Raw genomic sequence first — 17,180 nt, 5'->3', positions numbered from 1 at the left:
GGCCGCGCCGGCGGCTCACAGCGGGGAGTGCGCCACCGCCGTCACATAGGCGCCGAACAGCAGGGAGACCAGGGCGAGGGCGCCGTAGACGACCATCGCCGCCGGCGGACGCAGCCACCACGTACGGGCGAGTGCGCGGGCCACCGGCACGAGCAGCGGGAAGGCCGGCAGCAGGAACCGCGGCTTGGAGGAGAAGGAGCCGGAACCGCCGACCGCGAGCAGGACCAGGACGCCGGAGAAGGCGACCAGGGCCAGTGGGGGGCGGTCCAGGCAGAGCAGGGCGAACAGCAGGACGCCCGCCACGACGACCAGGAGGGCCGCCGGGTACACGACGGCCCCGCCGTGCAGGAGCAGGGACTTGAGGAAGCGCAGCGAGCCGGCGCCGAAGTCGAAGCGGGAGTCCCAGGCGCGCTGGACCGTGAAGTAGCCGCCGAGGAGGTCTCCCGTACGGCTCCCCACCCACAGCACGTAGGCCGGCCAGCCCACCGGGGCCAGCAGCGCCCCGGCCCACAGCCGCGCCGGGGCCCGGCCGCGCTGCCGCAGCACCTGCTGCCCGGCGGCCAGGACGACGGCCACCGCCACCGCGAATCCGCTGGGCCGCGCCAGACCCGCCAGCGCGGCCAGGGTTCCGGCCCACAGCCAGCGGCCCCTGAGCACGCAGTACAGCGCCCACGCGGCGAGCGCGGCGAACAGCGACTCCGTGTAGGCGATGGTCAGCTCGACGGCGTGCGGCAGGGCGGCCCACAGGGCGACCAGGGTGGTGGCGACACCCCTGCCGTACAGGTGGTGGCCGACGAGGTAGACGCCGTACGCGGCCACGACCGCGGCCGTCCAGGCGATGAGCAGGGCGGACCGGCCCGGGGTGAGCGGCAGGACGGTGGTCAGCGCTCGGATGAGCGCCGGATACAGGGGGAAGAACGCCCAGTCGGTCTGGACGGCGCCCTCCGGGGAGATCCAGACGAGGCGGCCGTAGCCGTGGCCGGCGATGTGCAGGTACCAGCGGGAGTCCCAGGAGTGGGCCAGGTTCCTGACCAGCGGGTGTCCCCGGAGTGCGTTCGCGAGGATCACCGTGAGGATCCCGGCGAGCCGGACGGCCGCGAACAGGACGAGCGCCGGCAGGACGCCCTGCGGCCGGCCGGGTCCGGCCGGCCGGGGCGGCCGGAGGCGCCCGAGGGGCCCGGAGGGCGCCGTCGGCTCGGGCCGGGGGACGGAGGAGGTGCTCACGGCGTCGACCTTGGGCACACCGGTGGGGAGGTGCAACGCGCGACCCGGGTTTCCGCCGCCCCGCCCCCGGTTTTCACGCGTCCGGACGCGTCTCAGACACCGCTCACCCCCTCAAAAGGGCCCCTCAAAGGGTGTGGTTATCATATGAGCGCTGCCTAGCTCGAAAGATGGATCTGTGACTGTCAACGACGACTCGTTCACCAACTGGAAGATCCGCGAGGAGATCGCGGAGTCGATGATCCCGCTCATCGGGAAGCTGCACCGCGAACGGGACGTGACGGTCCTGCTGCACAGCCGCTCCCTGGTGAACAAGTCGGTGGTCAGCATCCTGAAGACGCACCGCTTCGCCCGGCAGATCGCCGGCGCCGAGCTGTCGGTCACCGAGACCATGCCGTTCCTCCAGGCCCTGACGGCCCTCGACCTCGGTCCGTCGCAGATCGACCTCGGCATGCTGGCCACCACCTACCAGACCGACGAGCGCGGCCTGAGCGTGGCGGAGTTCACCGCGGAGGCGGTTGCCGGAGCCACCGGCGCGAACAAGATCGAGCGCCGTGAGCCGCGCGACGTCGTGCTGTACGGCTTCGGCCGCATCGGCCGGCTCGTCGCCCGCCTGCTCATCGAGAAGGCCGGCTCGGGCAACGGCCTCAGGCTGCGGGCCATCGTCGTGCGCGGCGGCGGCGGCCGGGCCGCCGAAGACCTCGTCAAACGCGCCTCGCTGCTGCGCCGCGACTCCATCCACGGCCAGTTCCAGGGCACCATCACCGTGGACGAGGACAGCAGCACGATCGTCGCCAACGGCAACGCCGTCAAGGTGATCTACGCCGACGACCCGTCGCACGTGGACTACACCGAGTACGGCATCCGGGACGCCATCCTCATCGACAACACCGGCAAGTGGCGCGACCGCGAGGGCCTGTCGAAGCACCTGCGCCCCGGCATCGAGAAGGTCGTGCTGACCGCGCCGGGCAAGGGCGACGTCCCCAACATCGTGCACGGCGTCAACCACGACACCATCAAGCCGGACGAGCAGATCCTGTCCTGCGCCTCCTGCACCACCAACGCGATCGTCCCGCCGCTGAAGGCGATGGACGACGAGTACGGCGTGCTGCGCGGCCACGTGGAGACCGTCCACTCGTTCACCAACGACCAGAACCTGCTGGACAACTACCACAAGTCCGAGCGCCGGGGCCGCTCCGCGCCGCTCAACATGGTCATCACCGAGACCGGCGCCGCCTCCGCCGTCGCCAAGGCGCTGCCCGGCCTCAAGGCCAAGATCAGCGGCAGCTCGATCCGCGTCCCGGTGCCGGACGTGTCGATCGCGATCCTCAACCTCCAGCTGGCCCGCGAGACCACCCGCGAGGAGGTCCACGACTACCTGCGCGAGGTGTCGCTGACCTCGCCGCTGAAGCGCCAGATCGACTTCATCACGGCGCCCGACGCGGTCTCCAGCGACTTCATCGGCTCGCGCCACGCCTCGATCGTGGACGCCGGCGCGCTGAAGGTGGACGGGGACAACGCGATCCTCTACCTCTGGTACGACAACGAGTTCGGCTACTCCTGCCAGGTCGTCCGCGTCGTCCAGCACGTGTCGGGCGTGGAGTACCCGACGTACCCCGCGCCGGCGGTCTGATCCCCGGGCCCTGGTGACGCGTACGGCCGCCGGCCGGGACCCCGGCCGGCGGCCGCTCCACCGGGCGGGTGCGCTCAGGCCGGGACGGGCCCGCCGCACGCGCCCGCGGCGCACGCCGTGAGCCACTGGTCGAAGTCGCCGTCGTAGCGGGTGCCGATGCCGTCGTGGTAGACGGCGTGCCCGCCGGCGTAGTCACCGACGCGGAAGCGGGCGAGCATGCGCCGGACGTCGTCGGGGTGCCGCTCGACCATGTAGCGCACGGCGAGGTAGCCCCACGGGTAGGTGCGGGTCACGTCGCTGTTGTCGTAGGTGCTGTCGAACAGGGTGCTCAGCCGGTACGTGTGCCGGCCGGCCTCCTGGACCGCCTGGTCGTCGGCGAGACCGCGGTAGCCGTAGGAGACGTACTCGGCGATGCCCTCGATCCACCACACGTCCGGTACGGAGATCTGCCGCGCGAAGTCGCCCCGCATGTCGTCGCGGGCGTCCAGGAAGTGCGTGTACTCGTGGTTGAGGTTCCAGATCCGGGCCGGGAAGCCGTCGTCGTGGTCCTTCTGGTACATGACCGACACCGGCTGGTTGGCCGGGTCCGCCGGGTCGCCGCCCAGCGTCATGCCGCCGTTGTCGGTGCTGATGCCGTACATCGCGCCGGCGTACGTCTGGTAGTCGGCGCGGCTCGCGAACACCACGAGCCGGACCGTGGAGGCGTACTGGCCGGGTATCGCGCCGTCGGCCCCCACGACCGAGCGGAACCAGGCGTCCTGGCGGAGCACGCTGGCGCAGGCGGCGTCGAGGTCGGCGGCGGTGAGCGCCTGGGCGCGGAGGGTGACATCGGCGTCGCAGTGCCGGGTGACGGGCAGAACGGCCTTGTCCAGTTTCTCCGGCAGGCCGCAGACGTCGTAGTAGTCGCAGTCGGCCGAGTCGTAGTGGTCCGCCTGGGTGGCTACGGCCACCCAGAGCGCGGCCGTCGGGCCGGTGACCGCCGTCCGGTCCAGCAGGTCCTTGGCCAACGGGCGTACGCTGTCCCGCAGTCCGGGGTGCTCGGTGTAACGGGCGAGGTTCATCCCGGCGTTGGAGTCCAGGTAGGCCAGATCGGTGCCGAGCCGGCCGGTGTTGGCCAGCGCGAAGTCGTGCAGGGTGCCGGCGATCCGCGGGTCGTCCTCGACCGCCCGCACGTACGCCGGGTTCCAGTTGCCGCGCCACAGCGGGGTGTAGACGTCGTTGACGGCCCTGACCATGCTGCCGACCGCGTCGTAGGAGCTGTCGTAATCGTTCAGCAGCCGCCGGTAGACGTCCAGGTAGCGGCCTTGCCGGTCGGCGCTGTCGGTCAGGATGACGGTCTCGCCGAGGATGTCGCCGTTGGCCGCCGTGACGTCACGCGAGTGGGCGCGGGCGAAGAAGGTGTCCATGCCGCTCGTGACGGCGGTGGTGAGGCGGGAGGTGTACGGGCCCACGTCCCCGGGGTGGTTGAACTGCGCGTAGTAGCCGGCGCGCAGGAAGAGGACCAGTTGCAGCAGGCCGCCGGAGTTGTCGCCCCGGTACCGCCCGGCGGTGCGGGTGAACGCCCGGGCGACGCTCAGCATCTGGGCCTGGCGGAAGACGGCGCGCGCGTCGGTGCCGGTGACCGCGAAGAGCGTGTCGACGCAGTCCGGGGTCGCGGCCCTGACGTAGGAGACGAGGGCGGAGCCGGTACGGCTGCCGAAGTCGGCCGGGGCGCAGGAGGCCGCCGTCGCCGTACGCGGCCCTGTGCTCTGCGCGAACGCGGGCTGCCGAGGCGGGAGTTGGGCCGGGCTGAGCCTCCTGGCCTGGGTCGCGGGGTACTCGGTCGCGACGGTGGACGCGGCGGCGGGCGACGGCACGGGCAGGTGCGCCCGGGGTGCGGTGGCCGGGGCGGTGTGCGGGCGGGGCGCGGCGAATGCCGGCGTGGACAGCAGGCCGGCCAGGGTGACGCAGACGGCGGCGGCGCCGGCGATGCGGCCGGCCGTGCCCCTCGGCACGCGTCCGGGCAGCGCGAAGCGATAGCGCATCGGGATTCCTCCACGAAGGGATGCGCCTCTGTGGGGTGCGAGGCGTGTGAGGGACTGTCTCAGCGCGCCGCACCCGCCAACAATGGCGTGTGACATAGCACATGGCACCGAGCGCTCATAACATCGCGGCGCACCCGTGACCCGCCGCTACGTCCCGGTGGCGCTCCAGGTGCGCGAGGCCCAGGTGCGCAGGTGTGGGGCCTGGACGACGAGGTCGCGGTACGCGTCCGTGGCGGACCGGAACACCGTCTCCACGACGTCGTCGGTGACGGTGGCCGGCCGCCAGGCCAGCACATAGCGGCACCACAGCGGGGAGCCCACCAGCGGCTTGACCGTGACGTGCGGGATCGGCCGCAGCGTCGGCTGCACCAGGGACACCCCGAGACCATCGGCGATCATGCTCTGCAGCTGGGTCTGGTCACCGAGCCACTCGTGGACGGTCATCGGGGTGAACCCGGCCGCGGCGCAGGCGTCGTAGAACACCCCCGGCCAGCCGGCCCCGTCGTCCGGGGTCACGAACCAGGCGTCCTCGGCGAGGTCGGCGAGCTGGACCTGGGCGCTCTGCCGGAGCCGGTGCCGGGCGGGCAGGGCGACGAAGGTGGGCTCGGTGACGATGCCGCGGTGCCGGACGGCGGCCGAGTGCCGCAGCTCCATGCCCGGGTAGTCGGCGGCGATGGCCGCGTCCACCGCGCCCTCCTCCAGCAGCTCGACGATCCGCGAGGACGCGTAGACGCTGGTGACCGAGAGGGAGAGCTCCGGCAGCCGCGCACGGACCCGGGAGACCGTGCCGGACAGCATGGGCGAGTTCGTCGCGGCCACGCGCAGGGGGCGGCGGGGGCGGTCGGCGGGCGGACGGTGCCCGATCGCGGCGGCCCGCGCGAGGACGTCCCGGGCCTGCTCGACGACCTCGGCGCCGTACCGGGTCGGCCGGACCCCGCCGGGACCGCGCTCGAAGAGCGGCTCGCCGAGGTGGCGTTCGATGCGCCGCAGCTGGGTGCTGACGGCCGGCTGCGAGTAGCCCAGCAGCGCGGCGGCACGGCCCACGCTGCCCGCGTCGGCGATCGCGCACAGCACCCGCAGGTGCCGCAGCTCCAGCTCCATCGCTCCACTCCCCGCCGGTTCCCGGTGCGCCCGCGCACCGGCCGCCGATCACTCCGGTCCGCCCCAGCCGTCGCCGGCCGCGCTCACGACCGGCGGACCGCAGCGTTCCATTGTGCCCTCCCGGACACAAGCCGCAGATCCGCCGGCACGGACGCCTGCCGGCGGCCGCCGCGCCGCGAGGCGGCCCACTCCTCGGACGCCCGGCGTCCGGGCCCCGGCCGCACCTCGACGTCCGCGCCGGCAGGAGCCCGAGCCGGCGGACATCCCGCCGGCAGGCGCCCGTGCCGGAACGCCGACTCGGCGCGGCGGAGATTCCGCGGGCAGCGGCAGCCCTGCACCGGCTCCCGCCGGACGAGAGCGAGCCTCCTCACCCTGGGCGCACCGCCTCAGTGCCGGCCCAGCACCTCCGCCGCCCGCATGAACCCGTCCGTGCCGTGGCCGAGGCCGATGACACGGCGGGCCAGCCCCTCCACGGACCGCATGACGCCCGCGTCGATGCCGTGGGACTCGGAGACGTCGATGACGTGGGCCATGGTGGAGGCGGCGGAGGTGACGGGGTTGATCTCGCCGGAGTAGGTGCCGCTGTCGGCGTCCTGCGCGAACTTCTCGAAGAGCGGCGGCAGGATCGCGGCGATGCCCCGGGCGAAGGGGGCCAGCTCCCCGGCGGTGACGCCCTCCGCGCGGGCGACGGCCACGGCGTGCGCGTACCCCGCCATCGCGGTCCAGAAGATGTCGAGCAGCGCGATGTCGTAGGTGGCGGCGCGCCCGATCTCCTCGCCCAGGTGGGTGTGCGTCCCGCCGAGCGCCTCCAGCACCGGCCGGTGCCGCTCGTAGAGGTCGCGCGGGCCGCTGTGCAGGAAGACGGCCTGCGGGGTGCCGATGCTGGGCGCCGGCGTCATGATCGCGCCGTCCAGGTAGCCGATGCCGTGGGCCGCCGCCCACTGCGCGGTGTCCCGGGCACGCTCCGGGGTGCCGGCGGTCAGGTTCACGACGGTACGGCCCTCCAGCGCGCGGGTGACGTCGGCAGGGCGCAGGACCGCGTCGGAGGCGTCATGGTTCATCACGCAGACGACGGTCAGCTCGGCGGCAAAGACCGCATCCGCTGCCGACCCGGCGGCGTTCGCCCCGCGCCCGGTCAGCTCCCGGTCCCTGCCCGGTGTGCGGTTCCAGACCGTGGTCGGCAGCCCGGCCGTCAGGAAGGCGCCCGCCAGCGCGCGGCCCATCGGGCCGAGACCGAGCACCGTGACGGCAGGAAGACCGGAAGGTGTGGACATGTTGCAGCTCCTTGGTCGGTAAGGAAGAACAAGAGACGCGACGGAAACGAAGAGGACGAGGATGACGCGCGGCCGTGCCCAGGACCCGAACGTCTGTGGAGTGACCACGGCGATCGCCGTGATCGACGGCAAGTGGAAGACGTCGCTGCTGTGGCTGCTGGAGTCGGGCCCGCACCGGCCCGCCGAACTGCGCCGCCGGCTGCCCGGGCTGAGCGAGAAGGTGCTGACCCAGGCGCTGCGCGAGATGACGGAGGACGGTCTGGTGCACCGGGAGGCGCACGACGTGCTGCCGCCGAAGACCGTGTACTCGCTGACCGGGTTCGGCCGCGATCTGGCGGCGGCGCTGGACCCGCTGGCCGAGTGGGGCCACCGGCGCCTGGAGCGGCTCCGCGAGCGCGAAGCGGCCTCCTGAGGTGCGCCGCGACATGCTGAGGCCGCTGCCGCTGTCGCCTCCCGTCCGTTCTCCGGCGGCCCCCGGCCTCGGGAAACAGCTTCTCCCGGACGGACGTGAGCTGCCAAGTACCCACAAATAAGTGGGCGTTCGGCACCGTGCCCGCTCCTGAGGGAGTTCCTGGCGGGCGGCCGAGTCGACCTAAATGACTATCCTGTTTGCCTAAAGGCTTTAGGAAGCTGCACAATGGCTTTCCGGCAGACGGGAGAGACAGTGATGGCGCGTGCGGGGCTGACCACCGAACGCCTGGTGCGGGCGGGCGCGGAGCTGGCCGACGAGGTCGGCTTCGACCAGGTGACGGTGTCCGCGGTGGCCCGGCGGTTCGACGTCAAGGTCGCGAGCCTGTACTCGCACCTGAGGAACTCGCAGGACCTCAAGACGCGGATCGCGCTGCTCGCCCTCGCGGAGCTGGCCGACCGAGCCGCCGAGGCCCTGGCCGGCCGGTCCGGCAAGGACGCACTCGGCGCCTTCGCGAACGTCTACCGCGACTACGCCCGCGCGCACCCCGGCCGCTACGCGGCGGCCCGGCACCCGCTGGACGCCGAGACGGCGGCCGGCAGCGCGGGCGTGCGGATCGCGCAGCTCACCCGGGCGGTCCTGCGCGGCTACGACCTGACCGAGCCGGACCAGACCCACGCGGTCCGCCTCCTCGGCAGCGTCTTCCACGGCTACGTCAGCCTGGAGGCGGCCGGCGGCTTCAGCCACAGCGCGCCGGACCCGCAGGAGTCCTGGACCCGGATCCTGGACGCCCTCGACTCCCTGCTGCGCGACTGGCCCGCCCAGCCCTGACCGCGCGGCTCCCCCACGGCGATCCCCCTCGAAACGCAGGCAGACACGATGCTCACCATCCCCCTCACCGCCGGCCTGATACGCGGTGCCCTCGAACTGGAGCGCACCGCGCGCGGCCTGCTGCCGCACCGGCTGCCCGCCCGGGCCCGCGCCCAGTGCGCCGACCCCCAGCTGGCCCTGGCGGAGTCCCAGCCCTCCGGCGTACGGCTGGCGCTGCGCACCCGCGCCACCACCGTGGAGCTGGACACCGTGCCGACCAAGCGGGTGTACGCCGGCGCACCGCCGCGCCCGGACGGCGTGTACGACCTGCTCGTCGACGGACGGCCGGCCGGCAGCGCCTCCCTCACCGAGGGCGACACCCTCACCATCGACCTGGGCACCGGCTCGGCCGAGCACCGGCCCGGCCCGGTGGGCACCGTGCGCTTCACGGGCCTGCCGGGCACCGTCAAGGACGTGGAGATCTGGCTGCCGCACAACGAGACGACGGAGCTGGTCGCGCTGCGCGCCGACGCCCCCGTCGAGCCCGTACCGGACCGGGGCCGCCGGGTGTGGCTGCACCACGGCAGCTCGATCAGCCACGGTTCGGACGCGGCGAGCCCCACCACCACCTGGCCGGCGCTCGCCGCGGCCCTGGGCGGGGTGGAGCTGGTCAACCTCGGGCTGGGCGGCAGCGCGCTGCTCGACCCGTTCACCGCGCGGGCGCTGCGCGACACGCCCGCCGATCTGATCAGCGTCAAACTGGGCATCAACCTGGTCAACACCGACCTGATGCGGCTGCGCGCCTTCGGCCCCGCCGTGCACGGCTTCCTCGACACCGTCCGCGAGGGGCACCCCCGCACCCCGCTGCTCGTCGTCTCGCCGGTGCTGTGCCCGCTGCACGAGGACACGCCCGGTCCCACCGTCATGGACCCGACCGCCCTCGGCGAGGGGCGCCTGCGGTACCGGGCCGCCGGCGATCCGGCCGAGCGGGCGGCCGGGAAGCTCACCCTGGAGGTCGTCCGGCAGGAGCTGGCCCGGATCGTGCGCGAACGGGCGGCCGGGGACCCGGCCCTGCACTACGCGGACGGCCGCGAGCTGTACGGGGAGGCCGACTTCGCCGAGCTGCCGCTGCCCGACGGCCTCCACCCGGACGCCGCCGGTCACCGCCGCATCGGCGAGCGGTTCGCGGCGCTGGCGTTCGCCGGGGACGGGCCCTTCGCGGACCGCGCCGCCTGACCGGCGGGGACCGGCGCCCCGGCGCGCGCCGGAAACCCCCTCACACCAGGTGCGCGAAGACCACCAGGTTGTCGGTGTAGTCCCGCACCGTGCGGTCGTAGTCCCCGGCGCAGGTGATGAGCCGGGCCTCGGGGCGCGACGCGTCCGCGTACACCCGTTCGCTGGGGAAGTCGTCCTTGGCGAAGGTCTCGGCGCTGTCCACGACGAACTGCGCCGTGCGCCCGTCGGCCCGCTGCACCGAGAAGCGGTCGCCGGGCTCCAGCCGGTCGAGGTCGGCGAAGACGGCCGGGGAGGTCACGGTGTCGACGTGTCCGGCGATGATCGCGGTGCCCGGCTCACCGGGCGCGGCCCCGTCGGCGTACCAGCCGACGAGATTGGTGTCGGCGGCGGGCGGCGGCTGCAACTGGCCCGAGTCGCCGAGCTCCAGCGTGGTGAAGGGGGCGTCCACGGAGATCTTCGGGATGCGCAGCCGGGTCGGTGCGGACCTCGGCAGCGTTTCGTCGGGCTGCCGCGAGTCGGCCGCGGGCGGGGCGTAGGTGCCCGTGGCCGGGTGCGCCTCCGGCTTGTCGTCCGGCTGCGGGTGACCGCCGAACATGTTGACGGCGAGGAAGACGGCCGCCACACCCCACAGCGTCAGCCGCCCGCCGTAGCCGGCGCGCTGCTCGTCCGCTGCCGGTCCTGACGGGGTCGGGGAAGAGGGATCTGCTGCCATCGGACACCACCTCACTCGGGCACGGCAGCACGGGGATCAGGGCGGGGAAGACGGCGCCGGGACCGGCGTCCGGGGCGGGGGCGCAGGGGGCGCGGGCCGCCGGCGCGGGGGCGCGCCGGCGGCGTCCGCAGCCCCTGGGACGTACGGCCCGTCAGGACGCCGGCTGGGCGGCCTTCCTGCGGCGCAGCGCCAAGGCACCGGTGGCGCCTACGGCCAGGACGGCGAGACCGCCCGCGGTGACACCGGGCGCGGCGAGCGCGCCGCCACCGGTGTGCATGCCACCGCGCGGCTTGTCGTGGTCGTCACCCCAGTCGCCCTTGTCACCCTTGTCGCCCCGGTCGCCCTTCTCGCCCTTCTCACCGCGGTCGCCCTTGTCGCCCTTCTCGCTCCCGCCCTCGTCCTTGTCGCGGTAGCTCTCGGGGTCGAACCGGCTGTCGCCGCCCGAACTCCAGCCCTCGCTGCGCAGCGTGGCGAGAGCTCCGCCACCCGTGTGCATTCCGCCGCGCGGCCGGTCGTGTTCCCCGCCGCCGCCGCGCTTGTTGCCGTACTCCTTGTCCTGGTCGCCGCCGGATCCCTTGTCCTGGTCGCCGTCGGATCCCTCGTCCTCGTCGGAGCCGTTGTCCTGCTCCTTGCTGTACGAGGAGCCGTCCCGGCCGCCGCTGTCGTGCCCGGCCGCCACGGCGAACGCGGCGCCGGGTGCGGCGAAGGATAGGGCGGCGGCGGCAGCCGCCGTTGCCACGAGCATGCGGGCAGAGCGCATAGTGATGTCCTTCCGCCGTGACCGGGCAGCGGATACCTCATCAGCTGGATGGACCCGGCCCCGACATGAACCACCGTCAGTGAGGCCCCTGACTCCCACCATCCGAGCCGCCCAGCCGGGTCACCACGCCACCCGTCTGCCCCAGCGCACCGGCTCCGGGGCCCCTCGTCCGGCTCAACCGCCGACGCGGCCGTACGCCCGAAGGAGGCAGCCCATGCCCAGGAACACCCGCCGCGGGCGACGGGGCCTGCGGCCGGCCGCCGGGCGGGCCGGTGCCCTGCTCGCCGTCACCGCCCTCACCGCCCTCACCGCCGGCGCCCCTCCCGCCCGCGCCGGGGCGGAGACGGTGACGGAGTATCCGGTGACCACGGCGGCCGGTGCCGAGCCCGTCGGCATCACCGCCGGTCCGGACGGCGCGCTGTGGTTCGCGGAGCACGGCGCCGGGCGGATCGGGCGGATGGCGGCCGACGGCACGGTCACCGACGTCCCGACCTCCGGCCCGGACACCGGTCCGTCGGAAATCGTCCGAGGTCCGGACCGGGCCCTGTGGTTCACCGAGACGACCGCCGGGCGGATCGGCCGCGTCACTCCCGCCGGGCCGCTCACCGAGTTCCCGCTGCCGGCGGCCGGCAGCGGCCCGGACGGGATCGCGCCGGGCCCGGACGGGGCGCTGTGGTTCACCGAGGCGGCCGGGAACCGGATCGGCCGCATCACGACCGCGGGCCGGATCACCGAGTACCCGGTGCCCACCCCGGACGCCTCCCCCCACTCCATCGCGGCGGGCGGCGACGGCGCGCTGTGGTTCACCGAACTGAGCGGCGGCAAGGTCGGGCGGATCACGCCCGCCGGGCGGCTCACGGAGTTCCCGCTGCCCGGCGGGGCCTCCGGCTTCCCCGGTGGCATCGTCGCCGGGCCGGGCGGCATGTGGCTCACCGCGTCCGGCGGGCGTGCGGTGCTCCGCGTCGACTACTCCGGGCACGTCACCCGGTTTCCGCTGCCCGGTGCGGACAGCCTGCCCGGCGGCATCGCGCGCGGGCCCGACGGCCAGGTCTGGTACGCCGACCAGGCCGGCCGCGTCGGCCGGATCACCGCGACCGGCGCCGTCACCACCTTCCCGGTGCCGGACGGCGGCGAGAAGGTGCCGTTGCGGGTGACGGCCGGGCCCGGCGGAACCGTGTGGTTCACGGAACTGCTCGGCAACGCCGTCGGCCGGATCCGGGTCCCCGCCCGGTGAGCCCTCGTGACGGCCCTCCTCCGCCTGCCTCCGCCCTCTTGTTATGACGACTGTCATAACGCAGGCTGGTGCCGACAGCACGTCGTGGCCGACGCGGTGGGAGGAAGCAATGGCGGACGGGATGGCACGGGCCCTGTGGGAGCGGTACGAGCCGGTGCACGGCCTCGTGTACTTCGCACCGGAGGCGCGCCGGGCCGCCGACGACCTGGGACTGCGCGGGTTCTGGATGGGCTACTTCGCGCTGCGCGCCGCCCCGCTCGGCACCGTGTCCCCGGCCGTGGTGACGAGCTGCTTCTACGTCTTCCATCCGGCCCGGGTCGCGCGGGCGCTGCCGGACGCCTGGTCGTACGCCACGCCGGCGGAGGCGCTGACGGCCCGGCTGGAGGCGATGGACGCGGCGATGACCCGCCTGTTCGGGGCGGACACCGTCGCTTCCGCCGCGTTCGCGGAGGCCGCGGACCTCGCCTGGGAGGCCGCCGCGGGCGCGGACACCGCGGGCCGGGTGCTCGGCGCCGCCAACCAGGCGCTGGAACGGCCGCGGAAGCCGGCCGCCCGCCTGTGGCAGGCCCTGACGACCCTGCGCGAGCAGCGAGGCGACTCCCATGTGGCGGTGCTGGTCGGCCTGGGCCTCGGACCGGTGGAGGCCATGGTGCTCAAGGCGGCGGCCGGCGAGTCCGACGGGGCCTTGCTGCGCGAGACCCGGAAGTGGCCGCGGGACGAGTGGGCGGCGGCCGTGGCCCGGCTGCGCGCGGACGGCCGGCTCACGGCGGACGGCACGCCGACGCCGGCGGGCGAGGCCCTGCGGGCGGAGGCCGAGGCGCTGACCGACGCGGCGGCCGGGCAACCGTGGACCGCGCTGGGCACCGAGCGGACGGGGCGGCTGGCCGCGCTGCTGGAGCCGCTGGCCCGCACGGTCGACGGGTCGGGCCTGCTGCCGCCCGGGAACCCGGTGGGGCTGACCCGGGTGACGTACCCCGTCGGCGGCTGAGGGCGCCGGGCCGGGGACGTGCCCGGCGGGGCGGCGGGTGCGAGGGCCGGCAGCGCCGGGGGGACGCGGGCGGGGGTACGGCGCCGGCGCCCAGGGCCCCGGTGCGGTGACGCGGCGCCCCCCGCACCAGACGTACCGGTCAGCGCGAGCATCCACCGTATGCGTTCCCTGGTGCGGTCAGCGCCAGGCGGGCGCCGGTGCGGGCCGTGCGGTAGACCGCGATCAGGCAGGTGAGCCCGGTGGAGTCCGGGAAGCCGACGCCGGACAGGTCGACGAGCACGCTGGCCGGTGAGCACCAGGGGCCACAGGGCGTCGGCGGGGTGCGCGGCGGTGTACAGGTCGAGGGCGTCCGCGACCGCGACGAGGTGACGGCGGGCGGGGCCGGTACGGGCAGCGACCGCCCGGCTTCGGCCGAGAACAGCCGTACCACCGCGTGAATCGCCTGGTGAGCGGCCTCGACGGGGGTCGTACGCTGGGGCCGTGGTCAACCGAGACGAGGATCCAGGACAGGTGGCGGCCCGGCTGACCGGGCGCCCGGTCAGCGGGGCCCGGCGGTCTTCGGGCTCGCCCGCCGAAGTGCTGCTGGACGGCGGGACACCGGTGATGGTCAAGCGGGGCGACGGCCCCGGGGCGGTGCGCGCCGAGGTCGCGGGGCTGCGCTGGCTGGCCGCGGCGGACGCGGTCCGGGTACCGGCGGTGCTCGGGCACGACGAGCACTGGATGGTGACCGAGCGAGTTCCCACCGGCTCCCCGGACCCCGCGGCGGCACTGCGTTTCGGCCAGGCCCTGGCCGCGCTGCACGCGGCCGGCGCACCCCGCTTCGGGGCACCGCCGCCCGGCGGGCCCGAGGACGCCTTCATCGGCCTCGCCCCCATGCGCAACGCGCCGGGCACCGACTGGCCCCGCTGGTACGCCGAGCACCGCGTGCTGCCGTACGTGCGCGGCGCGGTCGACCGGGGCACGCTGCGGCCGGGCGAGGCGGCGGTGTTCGAACAGCTCTGCGCGCGGCTGCCCGAGCTAGCGGGGCCGGCCGAGCCGCCCGCACGGCTGCACGGCGACCTGTGGAACGGCAACGTGCTGTGGGGCGCGGACGGCGAGGTCCGGCTGATCGACCCGGCCGCGCACGGCGGACACCGGGAGACCGACCTGGCGATGCTCCTGCTGTTCGGCTGCCCCCAGCTCGACCGCGTCCTCGACGGCTACCGGCAAGCGGCGCCCCTGGCCGACGGCTGGCGGGACCGGGTGGGGCTGCACCAGCTCTTCCCGCTGCTGGTGCACGCGGTGCTGTTCGGGCGGGGATACGCCGAACAGGCGCTGGCGGCGGCACGGGACGCGCTCGCGCGATGACCCCGAAGGAATGCCTCCGAAGCGTGCTCACGCACCGTGAGGAAACCAATCACCCGTTCGACTCGTATAAGGACGTGAAGGCCGAATCAGGGAGAGACCATGCAACCGTTCACGCTCAACTACGCGCGGCCCACAGTGCAGTTGGACGTCACCGCTCCGTATGCGTACGACTCCGGACTGCAGTTGAACGTCCTCCCGGACGGGCGGATCGCCGCCACCGACCACGCGACCCTCAGAGCACTCGGGACCACGACCTCGACCGCCGGTTCCAAGACGCACTTCGACGACTGACCCGCGGGCTTCCACAGATGACCGTGCTCATCCTGACCAGTGAAGAGGACGTGACGGCGGACATGGTGGTCCTCCGGCTGGGCGAGGCGGGCGTGCCCGTCGTCCGGCTCGACCCCGCCGATCTCACCAACGGGGTGGCGCTGTCGGGCGAGTACGTGCGGGGCGCCTGCCGGGGGCATCTGTCCGTCGGCGGGCGCCTGGTGAGCATCAACGGTCTGCGCTCCGTCTGGGTGCGCAGACCGGGCGACCCGGCCGCCCGCGCCGCCCAGCCGTCGGCCTGGCTGACCGAGGAGTCCTCGCAGGCGCTGTACGGCATGCTGCGCGGCACCGACGCCCGCTGGATGAACCACCCGGACGCCGCGCGCCGGGCCCGGCACAAGCCCTGGCAGCTGCGCCTGGCCCAGCGCAGCGGCCTCGCGGTGCCGGCCACGCTCATCACGACGTTCCCGCAGGCAGCCCGGGAGTTCGCGGAGCGCTTCCCGGACCTGGTGGTCAAGCCGGTCTCCGGAGCGCACCCGCAGGAGCCGCCCCGGGCGGTGCCGACCAGCAGGGTCGCGCCGGACGCCGACTTCACGGCGGTCGCCTTCGGCCCGACCCTGCTGCAACGGCGGATCGCCAAGCGGGCCGACATCCGGCTCACCGTCGTCGGCGGCACGCTGCTGGCCGCGCGCAAGCCCGCCGACCCGGACGCCCACCCGGACGACGTGGACGTCCGCTTCGCCCCGTCGGTCTCCCCCTGGCTGCCCGCGGACGTGCCGCCGCGCGTCGCCGAGGGCGTGCGGCGCTACATGGCGGGCGCGGAACTGGCCTACGGGGCATTCGACTTCGCGGAGGACGCCGACGGGATCTGGTGGTTCCTGGAGTGCAACCAGTCGGGCCAGTTCGGCTTCGTGGAGATGGACACCGGTCAGCCGATCGCCGCGGCCATCGCCCGGTGGCTGGCGGACGAGGGCGGTGCCGGCCGCGGGTGCGCGGACGGCGACCGCAGCGCGGCATCGTGAGGGTGCCGGCATCGGCTCGGAGAAAGGAACGCGACATGCGCATCGGACTGCTGGGAACGGGCCCGTGGGCCAAGGCGGCGTACGCCCCCGCCCTCGCCGGGCACACCGGCCTGGAGTTCGCCGGGGTGTGGGGGCGCCGGCCGGAGGCGGCCACGGAGCTCGCGGAGCAGTACGGCGTCGCCGCGTACGCCGACGTGGACGCGCTGCTGGCCGACGTGGACGCGGTCGCGGTGGCCCTGCCGCCGTCCGTGCAGGCCGAGTTGGCGGTGCGGGCGGCCCGGGCGGGCCGCCATCTGCTGCTGGACAAGCCGCTGGCGGTGACGGCCGCGCAGGGGCGGGCCGTCGTGGAGGCGGTGGAGAAGGCCGGGGTGGCGTCGGTGGTGTTCTTCACCGCGCGCTTCCAGAAGGAGCCGGAGGCCTGGATCGACGAACAGGCGGCCGTGGCGGGCTGGTTCACGGCGCGGGCGCAGTGGCTGGGGGCGGTGTTCACGAGCGACAGCCCGTTCGCGGCCTCGCCGTGGCGGCGGGAGAAGGGCGCGCTGTGGGATGTCGGCCCGCACGCCCTGTCGGTGCTGCTCCCGGTCCTCGGCGACGTACGGCAGGTCGTGGCGGCGGCGCACGGTCCGGCGGACACCGTGCACCTGGTGCTCGACCACTCCACCGGCGCGTCGAGCACCCTCACGCTGAGCCTGACGGCCCCGCCGGCGGCGGCCGGGGCCGACGTGGAACTGCGCGGCGAGGCGGGTGTGACGGTCCTGCCGGGGAGTTCCGAGGGAGCGGTCCCCGCGCTCGCCCGGGCCGCCGACGCGCTGGTGCGGGCGGCCCGCACGGGCCGCCCGCACGCCTGCGACGCCGCGTTCGGCCTCCGGGTCACCGAGATCCTGGCCACGGCGGAGGCACGGCTGGCGGACGGCGGGGAGTGACCGGCCCGGCGCCGGGGACGGGACCACCTTCGAGGCGCTGCCCGGCCGGCCGTTGCCCTGGCCGCGGTACGGGGCCGCGCCGTACGCGGTCGAGCCGGAGGCGGGGCCGTACGAGGTGGGGCCGCCGCCGCGGGCGACCTCCTCCTCGGCGGCGGAGGCGGCCTCCAGCTCCTTCTCCAGCTGCGGGATCTCGCCGTACAGCAGCTTGGCCGCGGT

The 17,180-nt window shown here is 74.6% G+C and carries 17 protein-coding genes; 11 read left to right on the top strand and 6 right to left on the bottom strand.

Features of this window, described 5'->3' with window-relative positions:
* Positions 1-15: 15 nt before the first annotated feature.
* Complete coding sequence (locus AB0947_RS29640) at positions 16-1,242, bottom strand: hypothetical protein (protein ID WP_366753516.1); 1,227 nt, start codon at positions 1,240-1,242, stop codon at positions 16-18.
* Between the two features lie 157 nt (positions 1,243-1,399).
* Between AB0947_RS29640 and AB0947_RS29635 the strand changes: the two genes are divergently transcribed.
* Positions 1,400-2,854: a glyceraldehyde-3-phosphate dehydrogenase gene (locus AB0947_RS29635; protein WP_366753421.1), complete on the top strand. Its 1,455-nt coding sequence runs from the start codon at positions 1,400-1,402 to the stop codon at positions 2,852-2,854.
* Between the two features lie 74 nt (positions 2,855-2,928).
* Here the strand turns inward: AB0947_RS29635 and AB0947_RS29630 are convergent, their stop codons facing one another.
* The 3 genes from AB0947_RS29630 to AB0947_RS29620 all read right to left on the bottom strand — a co-directional run bounded on the left by AB0947_RS29630 (position 2,929) and on the right by AB0947_RS29620 (position 7,253).
* Entirely contained in the window at positions 2,929-4,878 is a 1,950-nt protein-coding gene (locus AB0947_RS29630) for a collagenase (RefSeq protein WP_366753420.1), read from the bottom strand.
* 147 nt (positions 4,879-5,025) lie between these two features.
* Positions 5,026-5,979 (bottom strand): LysR family transcriptional regulator, encoded by a 954-nt coding sequence (locus AB0947_RS29625; protein ID WP_366753419.1) that lies wholly within the window; start codon positions 5,977-5,979, stop codon positions 5,026-5,028.
* A 386-nt stretch (positions 5,980-6,365) separates the two neighbouring features.
* Positions 6,366-7,253 (bottom strand): NAD(P)-binding domain-containing protein, encoded by an 888-nt coding sequence (locus AB0947_RS29620; RefSeq protein ID WP_366753418.1) that lies wholly within the window; start codon positions 7,251-7,253, stop codon positions 6,366-6,368.
* A gap of 61 nt (positions 7,254-7,314) precedes the next feature.
* On the opposite strand from AB0947_RS29620, the gene AB0947_RS29615 reads away from it, so the two are divergent.
* The 3 genes from AB0947_RS29615 to AB0947_RS29605 all read left to right on the top strand — a co-directional run bounded on the left by AB0947_RS29615 (position 7,315) and on the right by AB0947_RS29605 (position 9,708).
* Positions 7,315-7,665 carry a helix-turn-helix domain-containing protein gene (locus tag AB0947_RS29615; protein ID WP_366753417.1) on the top strand — a complete coding sequence of 117 codons (351 nt, stop codon included), beginning with the start codon at positions 7,315-7,317 and terminating at the stop codon, positions 7,663-7,665.
* Positions 7,666-7,920: 255 nt separating this feature from the next.
* Positions 7,921-8,493: a WHG domain-containing protein gene (locus AB0947_RS29610; protein WP_366753416.1), complete on the top strand. Its 573-nt coding sequence runs from the start codon at positions 7,921-7,923 to the stop codon at positions 8,491-8,493.
* A gap of 48 nt (positions 8,494-8,541) precedes the next feature.
* Positions 8,542-9,708: a GDSL-type esterase/lipase family protein gene (locus AB0947_RS29605; RefSeq protein WP_366753415.1), complete on the top strand. Its 1,167-nt coding sequence runs from the start codon at positions 8,542-8,544 to the stop codon at positions 9,706-9,708.
* 40 nt (positions 9,709-9,748) lie between these two features.
* Here AB0947_RS29605 and AB0947_RS29600 read toward each other — a convergent pair whose 3' ends face one another.
* Together AB0947_RS29600 and AB0947_RS29595 are read right to left on the bottom strand one after the other, a co-directional pair.
* Positions 9,749-10,420 carry a class F sortase gene (locus AB0947_RS29600; protein WP_366753414.1) on the bottom strand — a complete coding sequence of 224 codons (672 nt, stop codon included), beginning with the start codon at positions 10,418-10,420 and terminating at the stop codon, positions 9,749-9,751.
* 151 nt (positions 10,421-10,571) lie between these two features.
* A complete protein-coding gene (locus AB0947_RS29595) occupies positions 10,572-11,180 on the bottom strand; it encodes a hypothetical protein (RefSeq protein ID WP_366753413.1) in 609 nt (202 codons plus the stop codon).
* A gap of 214 nt (positions 11,181-11,394) precedes the next feature.
* Here AB0947_RS29595 and AB0947_RS29590 point away from each other — a divergent pair, with 214 nt between their 5' ends.
* From AB0947_RS29590 to AB0947_RS29560, 7 genes are all read left to right on the top strand, one after another.
* Positions 11,395-12,414 (top strand): hypothetical protein, encoded by a 1,020-nt coding sequence (locus AB0947_RS29590; RefSeq protein WP_366753412.1) that lies wholly within the window; start codon positions 11,395-11,397, stop codon positions 12,412-12,414.
* Between the two features lie 109 nt (positions 12,415-12,523).
* Positions 12,524-13,402, top strand: a complete 879-nt coding sequence (locus AB0947_RS29585; RefSeq protein ID WP_366753411.1) for a hypothetical protein — start codon at positions 12,524-12,526, stop codon at positions 13,400-13,402.
* Positions 13,403-13,641: 239 nt separating this feature from the next.
* Positions 13,642-13,839, top strand: a complete 198-nt coding sequence (locus AB0947_RS29580; protein ID WP_366753410.1) for a hypothetical protein — start codon at positions 13,642-13,644, stop codon at positions 13,837-13,839.
* A 43-nt stretch (positions 13,840-13,882) separates the two neighbouring features.
* Positions 13,883-14,749, top strand: a complete 867-nt coding sequence (locus tag AB0947_RS29575) for a fructosamine kinase family protein (RefSeq protein ID WP_366753409.1) — start codon at positions 13,883-13,885, stop codon at positions 14,747-14,749.
* A 99-nt stretch (positions 14,750-14,848) separates the two neighbouring features.
* A complete protein-coding gene (tgmA, locus tag AB0947_RS29570) occupies positions 14,849-15,040 on the top strand; it encodes a putative ATP-grasp-modified RiPP (protein WP_366753408.1) in 192 nt (63 codons plus the stop codon).
* A gap of 17 nt (positions 15,041-15,057) precedes the next feature.
* Positions 15,058-16,041 carry an ATP-grasp ribosomal peptide maturase gene (tgmB, locus tag AB0947_RS29565; RefSeq protein ID WP_366753407.1) on the top strand — a complete coding sequence of 328 codons (984 nt, stop codon included), beginning with the start codon at positions 15,058-15,060 and terminating at the stop codon, positions 16,039-16,041.
* Positions 16,042-16,076: 35 nt separating this feature from the next.
* Positions 16,077-16,964: a Gfo/Idh/MocA family oxidoreductase gene (locus tag AB0947_RS29560; protein WP_366753406.1), complete on the top strand. Its 888-nt coding sequence runs from the start codon at positions 16,077-16,079 to the stop codon at positions 16,962-16,964.
* The last annotated feature ends 216 nt before the right edge of the window (positions 16,965-17,180 follow it).

The organism is Streptomyces sp. NPDC047841 (assembly GCF_040704085.1).
Taxonomy (GTDB): domain Bacteria; phylum Actinomycetota; class Actinomycetes; order Streptomycetales; family Streptomycetaceae; genus Streptomyces; species Streptomyces argyrophylli.
The sequence above is the reverse complement of the archived record's forward strand: the minus strand, read 5'-3'. Positions and strand labels throughout refer to the sequence as shown.